18 protein-coding genes are annotated in these 21,140 nt (G+C 41.2%); 15 read left to right on the top strand and 3 right to left on the bottom strand.

The features are described 5' to 3' along the window. The first annotated feature begins 32 nt into the window (after window positions 1–32). From DESME_RS06680 to ltrA, 10 genes are all read left to right on the top strand, one after another. Window positions 33–2,237: a sigma 54-interacting transcriptional regulator gene (locus DESME_RS06680; RefSeq protein WP_242837428.1), complete on the top strand. Its 2,205-nt coding sequence runs from the start codon at window positions 33–35 to the stop codon at window positions 2,235–2,237. Window positions 2,238–2,814: 577 nt separating this feature from the next. Continuing rightward, window positions 2,815–3,654: a 3-hydroxybutyryl-CoA dehydrogenase gene (locus DESME_RS06685; RefSeq protein ID WP_006715485.1), complete on the top strand. Its 840-nt coding sequence runs from the start codon at window positions 2,815–2,817 to the stop codon at window positions 3,652–3,654. Between the two features lie 88 nt (window positions 3,655–3,742). Beyond that, a complete protein-coding gene (locus DESME_RS06690) occupies window positions 3,743–4,891 on the top strand; it encodes an acyl-CoA dehydrogenase (RefSeq protein ID WP_006715484.1) in 1,149 nt (382 codons plus the stop codon). Between the two features lie 60 nt (window positions 4,892–4,951). Then, window positions 4,952–5,725, top strand: a complete 774-nt coding sequence (locus DESME_RS06695; protein ID WP_025248705.1) for an electron transfer flavoprotein subunit beta/FixA family protein — start codon at window positions 4,952–4,954, stop codon at window positions 5,723–5,725. A gap of 35 nt (window positions 5,726–5,760) precedes the next feature. Next, window positions 5,761–6,750 (top strand): electron transfer flavoprotein subunit alpha/FixB family protein, encoded by a 990-nt coding sequence (locus DESME_RS06700; protein ID WP_006715482.1) that lies wholly within the window; start codon window positions 5,761–5,763, stop codon window positions 6,748–6,750. Window positions 6,751–6,934: 184 nt separating this feature from the next. Continuing rightward, window positions 6,935–9,004 carry a heterodisulfide reductase-related iron-sulfur binding cluster gene (locus tag DESME_RS06705; RefSeq protein ID WP_006715481.1) on the top strand — a complete coding sequence of 690 codons (2,070 nt, stop codon included), beginning with the start codon at window positions 6,935–6,937 and terminating at the stop codon, window positions 9,002–9,004. A 49-nt stretch (window positions 9,005–9,053) separates the two neighbouring features. Beyond that, on the top strand, window positions 9,054–10,232 hold the full coding sequence (locus tag DESME_RS06710; RefSeq protein WP_006715480.1) for an acetyl-CoA C-acetyltransferase: 1,179 nt from the start codon (window positions 9,054–9,056) through the stop codon (window positions 10,230–10,232). A 32-nt stretch (window positions 10,233–10,264) separates the two neighbouring features. Then, the gene (locus DESME_RS06715; protein WP_006715479.1) at window positions 10,265–11,047 is read left to right on the top strand and encodes an enoyl-CoA hydratase-related protein; all 783 of its coding nucleotides are present in this window, start codon (window positions 10,265–10,267) and stop codon (window positions 11,045–11,047) included. A gap of 205 nt (window positions 11,048–11,252) precedes the next feature. Next, a complete protein-coding gene (locus DESME_RS06720; protein WP_006715477.1) occupies window positions 11,253–12,326 on the top strand; it encodes an FUSC family protein in 1,074 nt (357 codons plus the stop codon). A gap of 462 nt (window positions 12,327–12,788) precedes the next feature. Beyond that, on the top strand, window positions 12,789–14,192 hold the full coding sequence (gene ltrA / locus DESME_RS06725; RefSeq protein ID WP_006715476.1) for a group II intron reverse transcriptase/maturase: 1,404 nt from the start codon (window positions 12,789–12,791) through the stop codon (window positions 14,190–14,192). 105 nt (window positions 14,193–14,297) lie between these two features. Here ltrA and DESME_RS06730 read toward each other — a convergent pair whose 3' ends face one another. Then, window positions 14,298–14,567 (bottom strand): DUF1294 domain-containing protein, encoded by a 270-nt coding sequence (locus tag DESME_RS06730; RefSeq protein ID WP_025248707.1) that lies wholly within the window; start codon window positions 14,565–14,567, stop codon window positions 14,298–14,300. A 3-nt stretch (window positions 14,568–14,570) separates the two neighbouring features. Continuing rightward, window positions 14,571–14,873 carry a carboxymuconolactone decarboxylase family protein gene (locus DESME_RS06735; RefSeq protein ID WP_006715475.1) on the bottom strand — a complete coding sequence of 101 codons (303 nt, stop codon included), beginning with the start codon at window positions 14,871–14,873 and terminating at the stop codon, window positions 14,571–14,573. 123 nt (window positions 14,874–14,996) lie between these two features. Here DESME_RS06735 and DESME_RS16055 point away from each other — a divergent pair, with 123 nt between their 5' ends. From DESME_RS16055 to DESME_RS06750, 4 genes are all read left to right on the top strand, one after another. Then, window positions 14,997–15,134 (top strand): hypothetical protein, encoded by a 138-nt coding sequence (locus DESME_RS16055; protein ID WP_006715474.1) that lies wholly within the window; start codon window positions 14,997–14,999, stop codon window positions 15,132–15,134. A gap of 262 nt (window positions 15,135–15,396) precedes the next feature. Continuing rightward, the gene (locus DESME_RS06740; protein WP_006715473.1) at window positions 15,397–16,557 is read left to right on the top strand and encodes a metallophosphoesterase; all 1,161 of its coding nucleotides are present in this window, start codon (window positions 15,397–15,399) and stop codon (window positions 16,555–16,557) included. A gap of 50 nt (window positions 16,558–16,607) precedes the next feature. After that, window positions 16,608–18,389 carry an ABC transporter transmembrane domain-containing protein gene (locus DESME_RS06745; protein WP_006715472.1) on the top strand — a complete coding sequence of 594 codons (1,782 nt, stop codon included), beginning with the start codon at window positions 16,608–16,610 and terminating at the stop codon, window positions 18,387–18,389. A 64-nt stretch (window positions 18,390–18,453) separates the two neighbouring features. Continuing rightward, window positions 18,454–20,202 carry an ABC transporter ATP-binding protein gene (locus DESME_RS06750; RefSeq protein ID WP_041484135.1) on the top strand — a complete coding sequence of 583 codons (1,749 nt, stop codon included), beginning with the start codon at window positions 18,454–18,456 and terminating at the stop codon, window positions 20,200–20,202. Between the two features lie 117 nt (window positions 20,203–20,319). On the opposite strand, the gene DESME_RS06755 is transcribed toward DESME_RS06750, so the two are convergent. After that, complete coding sequence (locus tag DESME_RS06755; RefSeq protein WP_006715470.1) at window positions 20,320–20,739, bottom strand: TIGR02328 family protein; 420 nt, start codon at window positions 20,737–20,739, stop codon at window positions 20,320–20,322. Window positions 20,740–20,834: 95 nt separating this feature from the next. Between DESME_RS06755 and DESME_RS06760 the strand changes: the two genes are divergently transcribed. Beyond that, window positions 20,835–21,113 (top strand): hypothetical protein, encoded by a 279-nt coding sequence (locus DESME_RS06760; protein WP_006715469.1) that lies wholly within the window; start codon window positions 20,835–20,837, stop codon window positions 21,111–21,113. Window positions 21,114–21,140 lie beyond the last annotated feature (27 nt).

The raw sequence follows: 21,140 nt of genomic DNA on the forward strand, positions 1-21,140 counted from the left end.
TAGAATATGACAATTTAGAAGATGATGGGTGAATGAGTAGTGAACAATGGAGTGTGATTTTGATGGACGGATTTACCTCAATTACCTTGTCATCATATGACTGGAAGCAGTGTATTACAACTGATATCTTACGATTTCAATATAATACGTCACTGAGAGAAGCTGTGGATATTTTCCTTTCTCATCATCTTAGTCAAGCCCCAGTCGTCGATGAGGAGGGACGCTTGATTGGTATTCTCGATAGTTTAAGCCTTCTTAAAGGATTAAATTTATTAGAAAATAGCAATCATGCAGTGACAACTTTAATTAACGAGTTTATCCAACAACCGCAATTAGTCATTTATTTAGAGGGTAACTTTGGGCAAAATGTCAATCGAGTTATCGAAAGCCAAACTTCTGCACTAGTAATTGATAGTGATGGAAAATTTAAGGGCGAAATGAAGTATACTCAAGTGATGCAAACCTTAAATGTGCTTTATGAAGAACTTGAATGCTTTGTTTCTAAGGTTATTGAATTACCCTACAATGGGATTATTGCTATTAATTCAAGTGGAACGACCATTTTCTATAATCATTCGGCAGAACGGATTTTGGGTTTTCCTGCCCAGGATATGATTGGTAAATCAATTACCCAGTTATTACCGGATTCATTTACCTATAAAGTTTTGAAAAATGGTGAAGCACAGCGGGGAGTACCTCTTACGTATGGAGATATTAGCGTTCATGCTGATTTCACACCTATTATTGTTGCAGATAAGCTCCTTGGCGCAGTTGCCATTTTTAAGGATGTGACTGAGCTTCAAGAAGTTACAGGTCGTTTAAGTACTAATGAAAAACTCATGGCAACTTTGGAGGCAATCGTAGAAAATACCTACGAGGGGATCATCGTTATTAATAATCAGGAAAGAATAGAAATTATTAACCAGTTCTTTCTAGACGAAATGGGAATGAAAGCAGAGGATGTAATAGGTAAAAAAATTAATGAGATTAGCCCCGAAAGCCAATTACCTAATACCCTTAAATCTGGCGAAGTTCAATTCGGAGAACATATGAATATTGGTGAAAAAGATTTTTTAATCATGAGAGCACCTGTAGAACGAGATGGTAAAATTGTGGGTGCGCTAGGTAAAACACTTTTTAAAAACATGGAAGTTGCTAAAATATTTGCCAAAAAGGTTATGCGCCTTGAAGGAGACGTAGCTTATTATAAACATGAATTACGCCGCTTTCACTCTTCACAGTATGCATTTAGCGATATCATAGGGAATAGTCCACGTATGCAAGCTGCAAAGACCTTGGCTAAACGTGCAGCCCGTACAAATTCAACCATTCTTTTATTGGGGGAGAGTGGGACAGGTAAAGAAGTCTTTGCTCATGCTATCCATGAAACCAGTATGCGCAAAAATGGACCTTTAATTCAAATTAATTGTGCTGCTGTACCGGAAAATTTATTGGAATCTGAATTGTTCGGTTATGCTGAAGGAGCATTTACAGGAGCACGCAAGGGTGGAAAACCTGGGAAATTCGAACTTGCTGATAAAGGGACAATCTTTCTCGATGAAATTGGAGATATGCCGTTATCGATGCAGGCTAAGCTTTTACGGGTTTTGCAGGAAAGAGAAGTTGAACGCGTCGGAGGTACACAACCCTTAAAGATTGATGTGCGAGTCATTGCGGCTACAAATCGTGATCTTTACCAAATGGTTATCGACCATAAATTTCGACTCGACCTTTATTATCGACTCAATGTTATCAATATCGAACTTCCGCCATTACGTGATAGGGAGGAAGATTTTGAGTATATTACAAATTCAATCTTGCAAAAATTAAATCACCGTCTCGGTTCTTTTATCGAAGGCGTAACCCCTGAAGCTTTCGAATATTTACGAACTTATGACTGGCCAGGAAATATTCGTGAATTAGAGAATATTTTAGAACGGGCTATTATAACTTGTGATGAATTGTGGGTCCAGTCTTGGCATCTTTCATTACCCCTTCGAAACAGTACAGATAGACTTTTAGACAGCGAGGGTGTGGATAATAATACTCAGCAGAATAATTATCAGAATAATCAATTCACGACTTTAGAGGAAGGCTTAAATGAAGCCGAACGTAACATGATACATTTAGCACTTCAAAGATCCCATGGTAATAAGATGCAAGCTGCTCGTTTACTAGGAATTCATCGTTCAGCACTTTATAAAAAGATGTCGAAACATCGTCTTACACAGACTTAAATCGCAATTTTAAAAAAGACAGTGTCTACAGATAGAGACACTGTCTTTTTTCGGAGACGATTTCATCAGTTTAAATATATGTCTTAGTTATCATTACTTTTAAGTATTTCGAGTTCAAAAAGTGTCTCTTATTTGAGACGGCATTGTTTCGAATTTTCTGAGATATATTTGCCTTCTACGACATTAAATTATTAATTATTAACGATTGAGGCTTGCTTTATTACAGGACTCTTAAAAATATTTTAGTTTATACTAAAGGATGCTAATCCCGCTCATAATCATAACTTTGAAGACATGGAATTATTTAATAAACTGATTTTACTTTTAAAAGGAGATCCGTTTTTGATATTATAATATTTTAATTTGATGATTAACTTTATAAAATGAAGATTGTGGCATGACTATTGCAATAAATATCTGACAATTGAAACTCTTCTCAAAACTTTGTAAAAGGAGGCACAAAGTATTATCAGATTGTGATTTTAAATTTCTAAATTATGGTAATGAGGGTTTCGCAAAGATAAAAAGAGCGAATCCTTATAATTTACATTTAAGAATATATAAGGAGGAGAAAACATTGAAAACAATTATGGTTATCGGAGCCGGTCAAATGGGTGCCGGAATCGCACAAGTTGCAGCACAAGCAGGATATGATGTTATTCTTAACGACATTAAAGAGGATTTTGTTACCCGAGGACTTCAAGGAATCGAGAAAAACTTAAATCGCAGTGTAGAAAAGGGCCGCATGAGTGCTGAAGATAAAGCAGCAATCTTAGGTCGTTTTCGTAAAAGTACCTCTTACCAAGATGCAGCTGATGCTGATCTTGTTATTGAAGCAGCTGTTGAAAAAATGTCGATTAAAGGTGAAATTTTTAAAACGCTCGACTCGGTCTGCCCAGAGCATACGATTTTAGCTACTAACACCTCATCTCTGCCGATCACGCAAGTTGCTGCTGTTACGAAACGTCCTGATAGAGTAATTGGCATGCATTTCTTTAATCCTGTTCCTGTTATGAAGCTAGTTGAAGTTATTCGTGGCTTAGAAACAAGCGATGAAGTTTATAATACAATCGAAAAATTAAGCCGTGAGTTGGGTAAAACTCCTGTTGAAGTTAAAGATGCCCCTGGTTTTGTTGCTAACCGGATCTTAATCCCAATGATCAACGAAGCGGTTTGGATTTTAAATGAAGGAATTGCAAAACCTGAAGATATTGATGAAGTGATGAAACTTGGCGCTAATCAGCCGATGGGGCCTCTTGCATTGGGAGATCTCATTGGGTTGGACACTGTACTTGCAATTTGCAATGTGCTGCATGAAGGCTTGGGAGACAAATATCGTCCCTGCCCACTGCTTCGTAAGTATGTAGATGCGGGTCGTCTTGGACGTAAAACTGGACGAGGATTTTTCACCTATTAAAGCCTTCTCGACTAGTTGTTTTTCCCATTAACTTAAGGTACCCCATAAATTATATATATATATAAATAAATAATTGGAGGAATGAAAGATGAATTTCAATCTAACTGAAGACCACATCATGATGCGTAAAATGGTGCGCGATTTTGCTGAAAACGTATGTGCCAAAGGACTCGAAGAACGGGATGAGAAAGAAGAATGGTCTCGCGAGATTTGGAACCAACTTGCTGAACTTGGTTTAGCTGGAATTACATTTCCTGAAGAATACGGCGGTGCCGGTGCTGACTATATCTCCTATGCAATTGCAGTTGAAGAACTTTCCCGTGTAGATGCTTCAGTAGGGGTTACCCTTTCCGCACATGCTAGCTTAGGTTCTAATCCAATCAATATGTTTGGTACTGACGAACAAAAGAAAAAGTTCTTGACTCCGCTTGCTGAAGGAACAAAACTTGGCGCTTTCGGTTTAACCGAACCTATGGCAGGATCAGATGCTTCTGGAACAAAGACGACTGCTGTTCGTGTTGGCGATGAGTATATTTTGAATGGCTCTAAAATCTTCATCACTAATGGTAAAGAAGCAGATGTTTATAATGTTTATGCACAAATGGATAAGAGCAAAGGAAACAAAGGAATTGCAGCTTTCATCGTTGAAAAAGGAACTCCTGGTTTCACCTTTGGTAAAAAAGAGAAGAAGATGGGAATTCGTTCTTCTGCTACCTATGAACTTGTCTTTGAAGATTGCCATATTCCTGCAACCAACCTCCTCGGTAAAGAAGGAGAAGGTTTCAAAATCGCTATGCAAACCTTAGATTATGGCCGCATCGGTATTGCTTCCCAAGCTTTAGGAATCGCACAAGGCGCTTATGAAGCAGCTGTAAAATATACCAAGGAAAGAGTACAGTTTGGCAAGCCGATTTCTGAATTACAAAATACGCAGTTCAAACTAGCTGATATGGCTACTCAAATTGAAGCTGCTCGTCTGCTCGTATATCAAGCTGCCTTCATTGCTTCAGAACACAAAATTTCTGTTTCTAAAGCTGCTGCTATGGCAAAACTGTTCGCAGCTGAAACGGCTATGGCTGTTACAACTCAATCAGTTCAACTTCATGGTGGTTATGGATATACCCGTGACTATCCTGTTGAACGCATGATGAGAGATGCTAAGATTACAGAAATCTATGAAGGTACAAGTGAAATTCAACGTGTAGTTATCGCCAGCAAGATTCTCAAAGAATTCTAAGAAACTTTGAGGTAAAACCTAAAGGTGTTGGCTCATATCATTAGCTTGGGAGGTAAGCCTGTGAATATTGTCGTATGTATGAAACAAACATTTGATACAGAAGCTAAAATTGTTCTTAACGCTGAAGGAAAAGTTAATTCTGACGGTGTTACGCTGGTTATCAATCCTTTAGACGAATATGCAATCGAAGAAGGACTTCGCCTGAAAGAAAAATTGGGCGGTGAAGTTACGATCCTCACATTAGGTGGAGATCAGGCTACAGCAGCTATTCGTACTGCTTTAGCAATGGGTGCAGATAAAGCGGTTCTTATCAATGACCCTGCGCTTGGTGAAGTTGATGAAGGAGTTGCAACTGAAGTCCTGTCGGCTGCTGCAAAAACATTATCAAGCGATATTATCCTTGCTGGGGTAATGGATACAGATAATGGTTCTGCTCAAGTTGCGGTTCGAATTGCTGAAAAACTAGGGATCCCCTCGGTCAGCGCAGTTACCAAACTAGATATCAACGCCGATAAAGCTGAAGCAGTTCGGGTTATCGATGGTGGTACAGCAACTCTTGAGGTTCCACTTCCTGTGATGGTCACTGTAGTCCAAGGAATTAACGAACCACGGTATCCTTCAGTAGCCGGAATTATGAAAGCAAAGAAGAAACCTCTCACGACGATGACATTGAGTGACTTGGGAGTCAATGCTTCTGATTTGACCGTTCACAATAAAGTCACTAAACTTACTTTGCCCATCCCACGTAAAGGAGGAAGAATAATTCCTGGGGAGGTTGCTGAGGCTACCCTAGAATTAGCACGCTTACTACATGAGGAAGCTAAAATCCTCTAAAAATGAGATGAATAGGTAAAGGAGCGAGTGAAGTTATGCCAAAGGGTATATGGATTTTAGTAGAACAAGCAAAGGGACAAATTCGCAAAGTCTCTTTAGAGATTTTGAGTCAAGGCCGTAAAATTGCGGATCAAACGGGAGAACCACTTGTCGCAGTTATCGCAGGAGAAGGCATTGCCAACCTTGCTAAAGAGGTTGCTGAGTATGGAGCAGATCAAGTTTATCTCCTTGACTCGCCTCAATTGGCACAGTATACAACAGGTGCTTATACCTCAGCACTGAACAAACTTATCAGAGAGAAAGAACCTAAAGCGTTTTTGCTTGGATTTACTGGTCTCGGTAAAGATTTAGCTCCACGTTTAGCGCAACGCTTAGGCGTCGGTCTTGCTTCAGACGTAACCGACATCGAAGTTGATCCGGAAAAGTTTCTTGTGTTTAAACGCCCAGTCTATACGGGTAATGCGTTTGCATTTGTTGAAACAACAAGTATTCCCGCTTTTGCGACTGTACGGGCGAAATCTTTCGTTATTGCAGAGCCTGATGCTTCTCGTCAAGCAGAAGTTATTCAAGCTGAAGTCAGTATTGATCCTTCAGATCTGAAAGCAATTTTGAAAGAAGTAGCTATTGCAGCATCTAGTCGTCCTGCACTTACTGAGGCTGAGTTTATTGTTTCAGGTGGTCGTGGGATGAAAGGCCCTGAGAATTTTGCTATTCTTGAAGAATTGGCAGACGTCGTTGGTGGAGCTGTTGGTGCTTCTAGAGCTGCAGTCGATGCAGAGTGGATAGACAACCAATTCCAAGTCGGACAGACAGGAAGTATCGTTGCTCCCACACTTTATATTGCTTGTGGAATTAGTGGTGCTATTCAGCACTTAGCAGGTATGGGGGCTTCGAAATTCATCGTTGCCATTAACAAAGACCCAGAAGCTAACATTTTTACTGTAGCTGATTATGGGATCGTTGGTGACCTTTTTGAGGTAGTCCCCCTCCTTACTCAAGAATTCAAAAAATTAGTTAATAGCTAATAAATTATCTTTAAACTCGCACGGGGAACCAAGGCAACTCACCAGCCAGGTTTGATCTGAAGTAAGATTAAACGGGAGTTTATCCTTGTTCTCCGCGCGAGAATCCATTTCAGCCCCTTTTTTCTGCTAAGTTAAGAGTGGATTAGGATTTTGATTTAAATAAAGAAGAGGAGGAGAAGGGTATATGCCTACAAGGGAGCTTTATTGGAACATCCATGGACATTGGTTAGTATATCCCGTTTTTATTATTGCCGTAGCCTTTTTAATCTATGGTTATAGACAACGCTATCATCTCTGGAAGCTAGGACAGCCTGAGAATCGCTGGAAAGATGTTGGAACAGGAATTAAGGATCTCCTTGTTTATGGCTTATTTCACAAACGAATACTAAAAGATGCATATCCAGGAATCATGCATTTCTTTATTTTATGGGGCTTTATATTTTTAGCTTTTGCGACAGCAATGTTGACACTACAAGCTGACTTTGGAATTAATATCTTCCATGGCCCACTTTATGTCTTCGTTAAGCTGACCGCAAACTTATTTGGTTTATTAGCCGTTGTGGGTGTGCTAATGGCGATATGGCGGCGTTACATCACCAAATCAGATCGTTTGGATAATAAAAAAGGTGCAGGGGACGGAATCGTTCTCGCTCTTATTTTGGCTATCCTTCTTACCGGTTTTGTGATTCAAGGCGTTCGTATGGCTGCCACCAATGATCCTTGGGCTTATTATGGTTTCGTGGGATATTGGATTGCTCCCCTGTTTAGCGGGCTGAGTGCTGAAGCTCTTAGTACCTTGCATCAAATTCTATGGTGGACTCACCTTGTGTTAGCGATGAGCTTTATTGGTTATTTCCCCTATTCAAAGCTAACCCACATTTTATTGGCTCCAGCCAATCAATTTTTGAGAAAACGTGGACCTATTGGAATCCCGGAAAAAATTGATTTTGAAGATGAAAGTCTCGAGACTTTTGGAAAAAGTAAACTACGCGAATTTTCTTGGAAAACGCTCTTTAATACAGATGCTTGCATTCGCTGTGGAAGATGTCAAGACAATTGCCCAGCGTATTTAAGCGGTAAACATCTTAATCCTAAAAAAGTCATCCAAGATATGCATGACTATATGGAAGAAGTGGGTGAAGCGTATGATAAATACGCTAAGGCTCACCCCGCAGTTGCCACAGCTAGTGCAACGCAGGGATCAGATGAAGTTGCGGCTACTGTAGAAGCTCCTTCTGAAGAAGAACTCGGGCTCCGTAATCTAATCGGGGATGTTATTCCTGAAGAAGACCTTTGGGCCTGTACTACTTGTCGTTCCTGCGAACAACAATGCCCAATCTTTGTCGAGCACGTGGATAAGACCGTTGATATGCGTCGTAATTTGGTTCTTATGGAAAGTCGCTTCCCAGCGGAGGCACAACTTGCCTTTAAGAACATGGAAAACAACGGTAATCCGTGGGGCATTGGCTGGACTAAACGAGCTGAGCACATGACGAGCTTAGGCGTTCCTACATTGGAAGAAAATCCAGAACCCGAAATTCTTTATTGGCCAGGTTGCTCCGGAGCTTTCGATGCACGGAACCAAAAAGTTTCTACAGCCTTCGTAAAACTCCTGAAGAAAGCCAATGTTAACTTCTCCATCATTGGTAATGATGAAAAATGCTGTGGCGATTCTGCCCGTCGTTTAGGAAACGAGTATCTGTTCTTCTCGCTCGCATCAGAAAACATTGAGGTCATGAATGGTTACGGCGTTAAGAAGATTGTGACTCAGTGTCCGCACTGCTTCAATGTTTTGAAACAAGATTATCCTGAGTTTGGTGGTAATTATGAAGTCATTCATCACACCCAATATCTGAATGATTTAGTGAAATCAGGGCGTCTTAAACTTAATAAAGTAGGTAATAATCCAACGATTACCTACCATGATTCCTGCTATTTAGGACGTTACCATCAAATTTATGACGAACCCCGTGAATTGTTAAAAGCTGCAGGATTTACAACGCTGGAAATGTCTCATCATCATGAGAAGAGTTTCTGCTGTGGCGCAGGGGGAGGTCGGATGTGGTTAGAAGAACATGAAGGACAGCGTATCAACGAAATGCGTACAGATGAAGCGCTGGCAATCCAAGCTGACTATGTAGGAACAGCTTGTCCGTTCTGTTTAACCATGATCAATGATGGAATTGCCTCACGTGAAGCTGAAGAAAAAGTCAAGGCACAAGATATCGCTGAAATTCTGGCGCAAGGAATTTAATATTAGTTATCTTTTAAAATATTTAATATCGAAAAGTGAGGGTATAAACATGAAAGATGTTGTTATTGTAAGTGCTGTAAGAACGCCTGTCGGCACATTTAATGGGAAATTGAGTAAACTTACAGGAGCACAACTTGGGGCGGTTGTTATTAAAGAAGCTGTTTCTAGAGCCGGCATTAAACCAGAGCAAGTTGATGAAGTAATCATGGGAAATGTATTAAGTGCCGCTATGGGACAAAACCCTGCTCGTCAGGCAGCTGTTAATGCAGGTATGCCGATTGAGGTTCCGGCTTGGACGGTAAGCAAAGTTTGCGGATCTGGATTAAAAGCGGTTGTCTGTGCTGCTCAAGCGATTATTTCAGGAGATGCTGATGTTATCGTTGCTGGTGGTATGGAAAGCATGTCTTCAGCTGCTTTTGCATTACCTAAAGCTCGCACAGGCTATCGTATGGGCAATGACACTTTAGTTGATACGATGATCAACGATGGACTGACTGATGCGTTCCATAATATTCATATGGGCATCACAGCTGAGAATATCTCTGAAAAATTCGGAATTACTCGTGAACAACAAGACGAACTTTCTGTACGCAGCCAAAATAGAGCAGAAGTCGCTATTAAGTCTGGAAGATTTAATGATGAAATCGTTCCAGTTTCGATTCCTCAAAGAAAAGGTGATCCGATCGTTATTGATCAAGATGAATTCCCCCGTTTCGGTACAACGCCTGAGTCACTTGCTAAATTGAAACCAGCTTTTAAAAAAGATGGAACAGTTACTGCAGGAAATGCGTCTGGAATTAATGATGGAGCAGCCGCTTTCGTCGTAATGTCCAAAGAAAAAGCCGATGAATTAGGTTTAACTGTACTTGCTAAAATTACCTCTTGGGCTTCTGCTGGTGTAGATCCTTTGATCATGGGAACTGGTCCTATTCCGGCTTCTCGTAAAGCAATGAAGAAAGCTGGGCTTAAAATCGAAGATATAGATCTTGTGGAAGCAAATGAAGCTTTTGCAGCTCAAGCTCAAGAAGTGACCAATGAGTTGGGTCTCGATATTGAGAAAACGAATGTTAATGGCGGAGCAATTGCTATTGGTCACCCTGTTGGAGCATCCGGTGCACGTATTTTGGTAACTTTAGTCCATGAAATGGGAAAACGCGATGCTCATCGTGGACTTGCTACCCTTTGCATCGGCGGCGGGCAAGGTATTGCTATGATCGTCGAGAGATAGTACCAAGCAAAAATTGAGGAGGCAGGGTTTAAATGGAGTTTGAAAATCTAATCCTCGAATATCAAGAGCATATCGCTATTTTGAAAATTAATCGACCCAAAGCCTTAAATGCATTAAACAGTGCAACTTTAAAAGAGCTTTCTCAAGCCTTTACGCAACTCGCTGACAATGCGAACGTTCGCGTGGTTCTTCTTACAGGTAGCGGTGAAAAAGCATTTGTTGCTGGAGCAGACATCGCTGAAATGAGCGATATGAATCCCCAACAAGCACGGCGATTTAGCCAAATGGGACATAATGTTATGGATCAAATTGAGAATTTACCTCAACCCGTCATTGCAGTAGTGAATGGATTTGCTCTGGGCGGAGGTACAGAACTCGCAATGGCATGTGATTTTCGTTTAGCGGGAGAGAAAGCGAAATTTGGTCAACCTGAAGTAACATTAGGACTTCTTGCAGGATTCGGCGGAACTCAACGCTTAGCGCGATTAGTGGGAAGTGGGAGAGCAAGTGAAATACTGTTTACTGGGGATAATTTGGACGCACAAGAAGCGTACCGGATTGGCCTTGTAAATCGCGTTTATGCGCAAGAGGATCTTATGGATCAAGCAGAAAAACTAGCGCAAAAGATAGCTTCTCGAGCACCTATTGGTGTTCAGTTGACGAAGACGGCTATTCAAAAAGGACAGAACATGGATATCGTAGCCGGTCAAGCTTTTGAAGCTGAAGTTTTTGGAGAGGTTTTCAGTACTCAGGATCAAAAAGATGGGTGTTCCGCTTTTCTTGAAAAACGAAAAGCAGATTTTCAAGGGAAATAATGTTTTATTTGCTTGTATAATATCTCATATAAATGGAATACAAAGAATAGAGGGAGATTTAAAAACTCCCTCTATTTTTTTTGCGTTTTATGTATGTGCTGGCATTCAAGTTTATCTTTCATTATGATATAATAAGAAAATAGAGAACAATTTTAAAGTGAGAACGATTATAATGAAGAAACTTTAATGATAAAGGAGATTTCGCATGCCGATTCCAATTGGTGCGAGAGTTTTGAAAACAGGGATAGGAGTTACTATTGCACTGCTAATCTGTCAAGCTTTACAAATTGTCCCTGCTACTTTTGCGGCAATCACAGTAGTTGTGAATATGCTACCTTCGGTCAATAGAGCCTTAACGGATGCTTGGGCTCAAATTCGGGTCCATCTTCTGGGTGTTATTCTTGCAACCTTTTTGGGTATCTTTTACTGGAATAATCCCTTTGGGGTTGGGATAGCTGTCATTCTTATTATTATGGTCGCTAATCGTCTGGGGTGGGGAGGAACGATAACCCCAGGTATTGTTTCGATCATTTTTATTCTCGATGCTCCCCCTGAACAATTCTTAATGCATGCAGGAACCCGTTCCATTAGCATCTTTATTGGGCTTGGTGTTGCATTAATCACGAATCGTGTATTGGCACCGCCACGGTATAAAAAGTCACTCTTAGAAAAGCTTCAATCCATATTCCTTGATTCCTCAGCATACTTTATTCAAAGTATGAGGGCTTTTGTTCAAGGAACGTATATGAAAGAATATGAAAAAACTAATGTTGAGGGTCTCGAAGCCCGAATAGAAGAAATCCTTGAAATGCATGAGCATGCCCGAGATGAATTCTTACCTGGAGAAAATGCTCATCTTGTTGAAAAGCTTATTGAGATTTGTCAGGGTTTTGTGGAACGTGGACAAAATATTGAAGAAATGACGTATCAACGCGTCAAACGTCGACTTTCTCCTGATTCCCCGCTTGAATTTCAAGAAATTGCTCCTGCCTTTCAAGAGCTTCTTAATGTTCTTCACATTGGTGATGATCAGTTGGAGGTTTTAACTCGCCAGATTTCTGAAAATCTATATAGACCACATACTAACATGATTAATAAGGGTGATAATATTGAGTACTGGGATCGATTTGATCAAGCCATGGCAGTTTGGCAGAGTGAAGTGAGCGGTGTTTTCTATTTACGTGCGATGATGGAAGTCGCAGTCGTCGCAACTGAGATGCGTTGGGCTGCTCGTCGGCTAAAACGGATCTATAATCTGGGAAGCTTTAAGAAGGCTTGAGATATTTCTGGATAATATAAAAAATCCTTGGGAGAATTAAACTTCCAGGGATTTCTTATGGTGCGCCACGCATGGCGATTAACTAGACGGTGAAAGTCCGTTATGGGGGTATGTAGCGACCAACCATTAGCTTAAGGCAAGGGTGTCCATCGTGAGGTGGAATCTGAAGGAAGCCGGCGGCAAAGCTCCGACCCGAGGAACACGAACAGTATCAGGCGCAAAACGTGGGGTAAGGCTGCCATTCAAGCTGAAGCCCAAAAGCTACACGGATACGTTAGCGTAAATGCTGCGGGTACATGGAACGAAAGTGAATCGTCTTACCGTGGGAGGCCTCACGGACAGGTGGAAACAGAGTAAGAAACCTGGTTGAAACAAGATTTATCGTGAGGAGTCAGCTGAAGCCATAGTACAGAGGTGGTCTAGACACCGACGGAAGGGTTGAACCAAAGGAGGTGTGGGTCAATGAAAGTTACTGAAAGTGGTAATTCAAAACACAGACAACTTCGATTCGAAGACTATCTGCAAAGGGTATCTGCGGAACAGAGAGAGTATGCGGAAGTGTGCGCGCCACCTAAGATGACTGAAACCGACAACACCAACACGAACAAGCAGACAGAAGGCTTGCTTAAGCAAATTCTTAGCGTCGAAAACCTAAACCGAGCTTACAAACAGGTGAAGAGAAATAAAGGCGCAGGTGGAATCGATGGTATGCAGGTGGATGAACTTCTACCCTTCCTGAAAGAGCACAAGAATGAACTTTTGCAATCCCTCTGGGACGGTAAATACCGTCCAAAACCCGTACGGAGGGTAGAGATACCCAAAGAGAACGGAAAGACTAGAAAACTGGGAATACCAACAGTCGTAGACCGGTTAATCCAACAAGCGATTACTCAAGTCCTGAGCCCCATCTTTGAAGAGCAGTTCTCAAACAACAGTTTTGGATTCCGACCGAACCGCAGTGCTCATGATGCACTGTTGAAATGCCAGGGTCATATTACAGAAGGATACAAATATGTAGTAGACATGGACTTAGAGAAATACTTTGATACGGTCAACCAGAGCAAACTGATTCAAATTCTGTCTGAGACAATAAAAGACGGGCGAGTCATCTCACTCATCCACAAATTCCTAAGAGCAGGAGTTATGGTGGATGGTTTGTTTGAGGAAAGCCCCGAGGGCGTACCGCAAGGCGGACCCCTTAGTCCCTTACTTGGAAACATTATGCTCAATGAATGTGACCACGAGTTGGAAAAGCGAGGGCATAGATTTGTGCGTTATGCAGACGATATGATGATTTTTTGCAAAAGCAAGAAAGCAGCAAAGCGTGCGCTTGACCATATACTTCCGTTCATCGAAGGGAAGTTATTTCTCAAGGTAAACAGGGAGAAAACTAAGATCTCGCACGTAAACTATGTAAAGTATTTGGGATATAGCTTTTACATCTACAGAGGATTTGGGCGACTGAGAATCCATCCTAAAAGCATCCAGAAACTCAAAGATAAAATCCGAGAAGTGACTGGACGGAGCAACGGGATGGGAATCGAAGAACGGAGAACAAAACTCAACCAGATAGTGCGAGGCTGGACGAACTACTTTAAACTGGCCGACGCTAGAAATCTACTTAAGACACTGGATGAGTGGCTAAGAAGTCGCATACGGATGGTTACCTGGAAGCGATGGAAGAGAACCCGAACGCGATTTGAAAACCTCAAGAAAGTAGGTATACAAGAGGAACAAGCGTGGATGTGGGCAAACACAAGAAAAGGCTATTGGCGTACTGCCCATAGCCCGATTTTGACAAAAGCCTTATCCAATAAGCGTTTCGAACGGATTGGATATCTCAGTTTTAGTTATTCTGCGAAGTAACGCGTAAACTTTGGAAGCGCCGTATACCGAACGGTACGTACGGTGCTGTGGGAGGTCGGCTGACCAAATAATGGTCAGCCTCCTACCCGATTTCAATCATAAATGCTAATGAAAGACTGTCCAGAGTCCATAAAACATTATTCCATTGATAAAAAGGAGAAGGGGGACACCAATTCTAAATTTTGAATGCTTTGTTTTATGATGAAAAATGTTCATTCCAAGAAAGACTCCTAAGGCTCCTCCGAGCAAAGCCACACCTAGAAGTCTCGCTTCAGAAATTCGCCAGAGGCCTTTCTTAGCACGATTCTTATCCGTGCCCATAAGTAAACATGTAACTAGATTCCATATGAGGAGCACTATGTTGAAAGTTTGCATTGATTAATCTTCTTTCGAAAAAGCGACAAAAGAGGAGATCAGAATAGAATTTCCTGTGGCAAAATAGGCTATACGCAGAGCCTCGGCAATTTCTTGATCAGATGCCCCAATTGCACGTGCTTGTTGAGCTAGAGAGGAAACGCCTTGGTCTGCTCCATGAGCAGCATCAAGAGCTAAAGCAATCAGCGTTTTGGTTTTCGGATCGAGTGCTCCATTCCCCATAGATAGTCCCATAATCTTTTCTATAGCTTGAGCAAATTCTGGATCATTTTGTTCTAGTGCTTTCAAAAAAGGGGGTAAAGGCATAATAAACTCCTCCAATTCATAGATTTCTAATTTAAAGATAACAAGCTGTACGTATTTAGTCAAAGGGAGTATGAAAATTAAGACGAAGGGAAATCTAATATGAATAGGAAAGGGGGATTTCTTGTGTCAAAACCAAAAGGAAAAGATAAGATTATTGATGTCCAAAGGAAAAAAACGATAATACATTATGATAAAATTCCTCCCTTTGATACCGCGTATAACGATACAATTGGTAAATCCGATTCCAAGGAACGTACTTAGTTTCTAGGTGACTTTATCTAATCATCAATTCTCTATTTCAGTATAGTAACTCTCAAGGCCTTGAGTAGAACCTCAAGGCCTATTCTTAATCTAAAAGCATAAAGCTTATCGTTTGATCGAATAAGTTCATAAACAATTTATCATACCTTATCAGTTAGAATTTATACCCAATATAGGTTATTTATCTTAAATATGATAGTATGAAACTAGAGGCTAGAGTTCAATTTACGTGAAAAGTAATACATAAAGAGGAAGGGTCTTATTGATTGTTATCGCTATTTTAATTATTATCCTTCTTTATGGGGGAATAAACTATTGGATCGGGATTCGAGCTTGGCAAGGGCTTTTTAGATATTTCCCTCATGCCATCAAGTACCGTCCTTTGTACTGGTCCATTTATATTCTTATTGTATTTTCCTATATTATCGGTCGTTTTATTCAAGACTATCTTTCCGCCAATATCAATCGTTTTATAGCTTACCTTGGTGCCTATTGGCTAGCAACGATGTTCTATGCTGTTTTGTTTCTTTTTCTTTTTGAAGTCATAAAAAGAGTGAACCAATTCGTCCAAGTTATTCCGGCTAAAATTGTAAGGCAACCCATTTTTCAGATGGCCTTTAGTATACTATTCATTGTCAGTGTTAGCGGAATATTGGTATATGGAACTTGGAACGCGCAAAATCCAAGAATACAGCACTATGATCTTCAGATGGATAAAAGTGCCTCTAATTTGAAAACTCTTCATGTTGTAATGGTTTCCGATATTCATCTTGGTACCATGAATCAGAATAAATTGTTAAACGGTCTCATTACGCGGGTTAAGGCTCTTGAACCCGATATGATCGTTTTTGTTGGGGATACCTTTGATGAAAATGTTGAAGTCTTTGTCGAGCAGAAGATGGCCATTCCTTTACAGTCTTTAAGAGCCCCTTATGGAATCTATGCTGTTCTTGGGAACCATGAATACATAAGCAATCATCCTGAAGAGGCGATTCATTATCTCGAAGAAGCCGGAATTAAAGTGCTCCGTGACGAAACGGTCGAAATCGCGGGTAGTTTTAAATTAGTCGGCCGAGATGATCTTAATGGATCACGTTTTAGCGGTCAAAAACGAGCTGATTTAATAACACTACTTCAAGATAGCAATCGTCAACTTCCTGTTATTGTCTTAGATCATCAGCCCTCCCATTTAGAGGAACCAGAACAAGCGGGAGTTGATCTTCAACTGTCCGGACATACGCACCGGGGTCAAATTTGGCCTGCTGAATGGATAACTGGGCGAATTTTTGAAAAAGATTGGGGACTTTTAGAAAAAGGTCCTTTCCATTTGATTGTCTCGGATGGGTATGGGACGTGGGGACCTCCTATTCGCATTGGTAATCATCCTGAAATCGTAGATTTGCAAATTCAGTTTAAACCCTAAAAAGCACGTTGAACCTTAAAGAATGCTTCGAACGGATGAAAGGATTTTTTATGCGTTTGTTTTTAGATTTACTTTGGTTTTTTAAACAAGAAAAGAAGAGTTACCTAATAGGGATATCTATTCTGATCCTAGTTGCTATCATCAACCTTTATCCGCCGTATGTGGTGGGTAAAATCGTTGATGAAATCAGTTCCCAAACGCTTACTCTGGAGTTGCTTTGGCCCTGGATGGTTTCGCTATTCATCAGTGGGGTGCTTGTCTATGTCCTGCGTTATGTGTGGCGATTGATGATCTTCGGGGCTGCCATTCGTTTGAGCCGTTTACTCCGTAATCGGCTTTTTGAGCATTTTACTCGTATGTCACCAGGCTTCTATCACAAACACCGCACGGGAGATTTAATGGCTCATGCCACGAATGACATTCAAGCCATTGAGATGACAGCAGGTCAGGGTGTCCTAACGTTAGTGGATTCACTGGTGACTGGAGGGTCGGTCATTTTTTCGATGTCCTATTTTTTAAGTTGGAAACTCACTGTGATTACTCTTTCACTGATGCCTATAATGGCTTGTGCTACTAGTCATTACGGAACAATTCTTCATGAGCGTTTCTACAAAGCTCAAGAGGCTTTTAGCAGTTTAAATGATAAAGTTCAAGAAAATATCTCTGGTGCTCGCGTCGTTAAAGCATTCGGACAGCAAAAAGCAGAAATTCGCGCTTTCCGCGACCTATCCTCAGAGGTGGTTGTTAAAAATATGGCTGTTGCTAAAGTCGATTCTTTATTTGATCCTACCATTATGCTCATTGTGGGTTTTTCCTATTTTCTTGCCATAGCTTTTGGATCCAAAGATGTCATTCAGGATCGACTTACCCTTGGACAACTTACTCAGTTCACGTTATACCTTGGCCAGTTTATTTGGCCAATGCTTGCGTTTGGCTGGCTTTTTAATATCGTTGAAAGAGGAAGGGCCTCCTATGATCGAGTTAGCATTTTGCTCAAAATTGAACCCGCAGTTAAAGACATTGAACGCTTAGATGATCAGGTTGCCACAAGTAATCTAATTTCCAGTGGAAATCTAATCGTCTCGATTCGATCGTTCCATTATTCAGAGCAAAAACAACCCGCACTTCAAGATATCCATTTCACTCTTCCAAAAGGGAAGACTCTGGGTATTGCGGGGAAAACAGGGGGCGGGAAAACGACACTTTTCCGCTTACTCATGCGTGAGTTCGATGGCATTAACGGTACGATTCAAATCGGAGAAAAACGGATTGCGGAAATTCCGCTTTTATCTCTGCGTTCTACATTAGGTTATGTCCCGCAAGAGCATTTTCTCTTTTCGACAACTCTTGCAGAAAATATAGGCTTTGGGAGACCTGGCTCTAGCTTGGAAGAGATCAAGGAAGCAGCATTGCTCGCTTGTATCCATGAAGATATTGAACGGTTCAAGGAAGGATATGCAACGCTTGTGGGCGATCGCGGGGTAACGCTATCGGGCGGTCAGAAGCAAAGAGTATCGATCGCTCGTGCTCTTTTACTTGATCCTGAAATCTTGATTCTCGACGATTCTTTGTCTGCGGTTGATGCTCGAACAGAAAAAACGATACTTGAATCTTTACGTAAGAATCGTCTGGGTAAAACCACTCTTATTTCAGCTCATCGTTTAAGTGCGATTGAACATGCCGATATGATCCTTATTTTACAAGAGGGGAAAATATTGGAGCAGGGAACTCACAGCGACCTTCTTCAATATAATGGGTGGTATGCTCAGACTTATCGTGCTCAGCAACTTGAAAGTCAGATCGAGGAAGGAGAGATATCAAATGGCGATTGATACCTTATCTGAACCTCAAAAAGATCATGATGTTCGTTCTCTTGTGAATCAACGCTCCGTTCTTATGCGTTTACTTCGTTACTTGAGACCCCATATTAAACCCTTAATCTACGCCTTTAGTATCCTCTTGTGTGCAACGGCAGCCGATGTGGCTGGTCCTGTTCTCATCAGAATTTTTATAGATGATTTTTTAGCTCCTCGTATCTTTGACATCACTGCCCTCATTATGTTAGGAGGGGGCTACCTGGGACTGGTTCTTCTCTCAGCAGTGCTTCATTACCGACAACTTGTTGCTTTTAACCAAATTGCGCTGAAAATCATTCAGACCCTACGCGTTGAAGTATTCAGCAAAGTTCAGTTCTTGGGCCTTCGTTTTTTTGACTTTACCCCAGGAGGTGCGCTGGTTTCTCGTATCACCAATGACACTGAAGCGATTAAAGAGCTCTATCTGGGTGTGCTCTCGACTTATGTACAAAATATTGTTTTCCTGTGTGGTATTTTCATTGCAATGTTTGTCCTCGATGTCCGCTTGGCCACTCTCTGTTTGATTTTCCTCCCCTTGATTTTACTCTTGATGCAAATCTATCGAATTTTTAGTTCGCGAGTCTATCGTGTACTTCGAAAACAACTTAGCCAGCTTAATGCTAAACTCAACGAAACCTTACAAGGGATGAACATCGTTCAAGCGATGAATCAGGAAAAACGCTTTCGTCATGAGTTTAGTAAAATCAATGAGAGTTACTATCAGTCTGCGCTCCTAAATATAAAACTTGATTCTGTCTTAATGCGACCCGCGGTTGACGTCCTCTATACATTGGCCTTTATTATCGTCCTGAGCTACTTTGGACTTCAGTCTCTAACTGGTCCGGTTGAAATCGGGATCATCTATGCCTTCATCAATTACTTGGACCGTTTTTTTGAGCCGGTTAATATGATGATGATGCGCCTTTCCCAGTTGCAACAGGCGATAGTTGCAGCTGAGCGGGTTTTTGGGTTGATGGATGATGTTCATCTTGCGCCAGGGCAGAAACCGGATATTGCTCAGTATGAAAAGTCGCCTAAGACCTCAGAATGTAGACCTAAAATTGAAGAAGGGAAAATTGAATTCCATAACGTTAGCTTTTCTTATGACGGAGTGACAGAAGTTCTTAAAAACATCACTTTTACTGTTGAACCAGGACAGACGGTAGCTCTTGTCGGGCATACTGGGAGCGGGAAGAGTACAATCTCCAATCTTCTCATGCGTTTTTATCCTCTCAACCAAGGAGAAATACGGATTGATGGTATTCCTCTGATGGACTATTCGGAGGAAGAAATTCGTTTAAAAATCGGCCTTGTTGCCCAAGATCCGTTCCTTTTCGCTGGAGATGTGGCTCAGAACATTCGTCTCGAGCGCCCGGAAATTACGCCAGAAGATGTGCGTGCAGCGGCGCATTTTGTCCAGGCTGATGAATTTATTGGAAGGCTTCCTCTAGGCTATGATGAACCTGTCGGTGAACGGGGAGCGACCTTCTCCAGTGGACAACGCCAGCTTCTTTGCTTCGCCCGGACCATGGCAGGCAACCCCAAAATATTAATTCTTGATGAAGCAACAGCCAATGTTGATACTGAGACAGAATTAGGAATTCAAACGGCTTTAAACAAAATGCGTCTGGGGCGTACCACTGTGGCGATCGCGCATCGACTTTCGACGATACAAGACGCGGATTTAATCCTCGTCCTTCATCGTGGGCAAATCGTTGAAAGAGGAAATCATAACGAGCTTTTAGGTTTGAAAGGACTTTATTATAAAATGTTCTTACTTCAACAGTGAGTAGCTCAAGTTACCACTACAAATCGAAGGTGTTAATCGATAAATGGTACCATCCTAAAGATATCTTGATCAATAAGATGGGTTCCACAATTGCAACGTATGCCGGCAAAGAGGGAATCATAGTTGCGTTTTAACTATTGTTTTATTTGAGAGATTGATCCCTTTACATGCTAAGTTCTCTAGGCATTCTTGAAGATATTCAGGATCATGCTCTGGATAAACACAAGCGTTCGACTCCTTTTCAACCTTGCCTATTCGTTCCTTACTCAAGATATCCGTTTCGAGATGAGAACAATTTTTCCCACGGTATTTTGGTTGAAGCCAGAGGGGCTCTACTTGATACCCCCTCTTTTCCATCTCTTTTATTACTTCCATGTGATAATGATAGAGTTTTAGGTAGGAATGTTTAAATACATAATCAACGGTCGCATGTTTTTTTCCCCAACCCTTTCCTCTAAGGGCACAACATTCACGATGCTGGCCTAAGAGTTGCTGACGGGGGAGATAGGGAAGCAAGGCTTCGTGCCACAGACGCATTCAAATCACATCCTAACTCTTATATTTTTATTCATATTCAGAAATCTTGTCTCATACGCTTTAGTAAAACGTTCACCAGAAAGTGGGAGGGTGCGATGACTAAAGAAGATGAGATTTTAGATTTTTTAGAGGCGCGTATGTTTGCCCCTATTCTTAATTCTCCAGCCACGTCTGAACGGTTTAAAAAAGCGACACGAGGCTTAAGACTTCGCCTTAAGCAACGTGATGCGCAGGGAATGGTTCAGTATTTCTGGAACACCGTCGTCGACGCCAATGCTAAACATGCAAACTATGGACGGATGTGTCAAAATGAGAAAATTCTCGAGTTTGAAGAAGTTGTTAATGATTTCCGCGTGAAATTTAAAGAACTTTGATAACGAAAATAGTGAAAATAAAGTCTC

This window comes from Desulfitobacterium metallireducens DSM 15288, from assembly GCF_000231405.2.
Lineage (GTDB): Bacteria > Bacillota > Desulfitobacteriia > Desulfitobacteriales > Desulfitobacteriaceae > Desulfitobacterium_A > Desulfitobacterium_A metallireducens.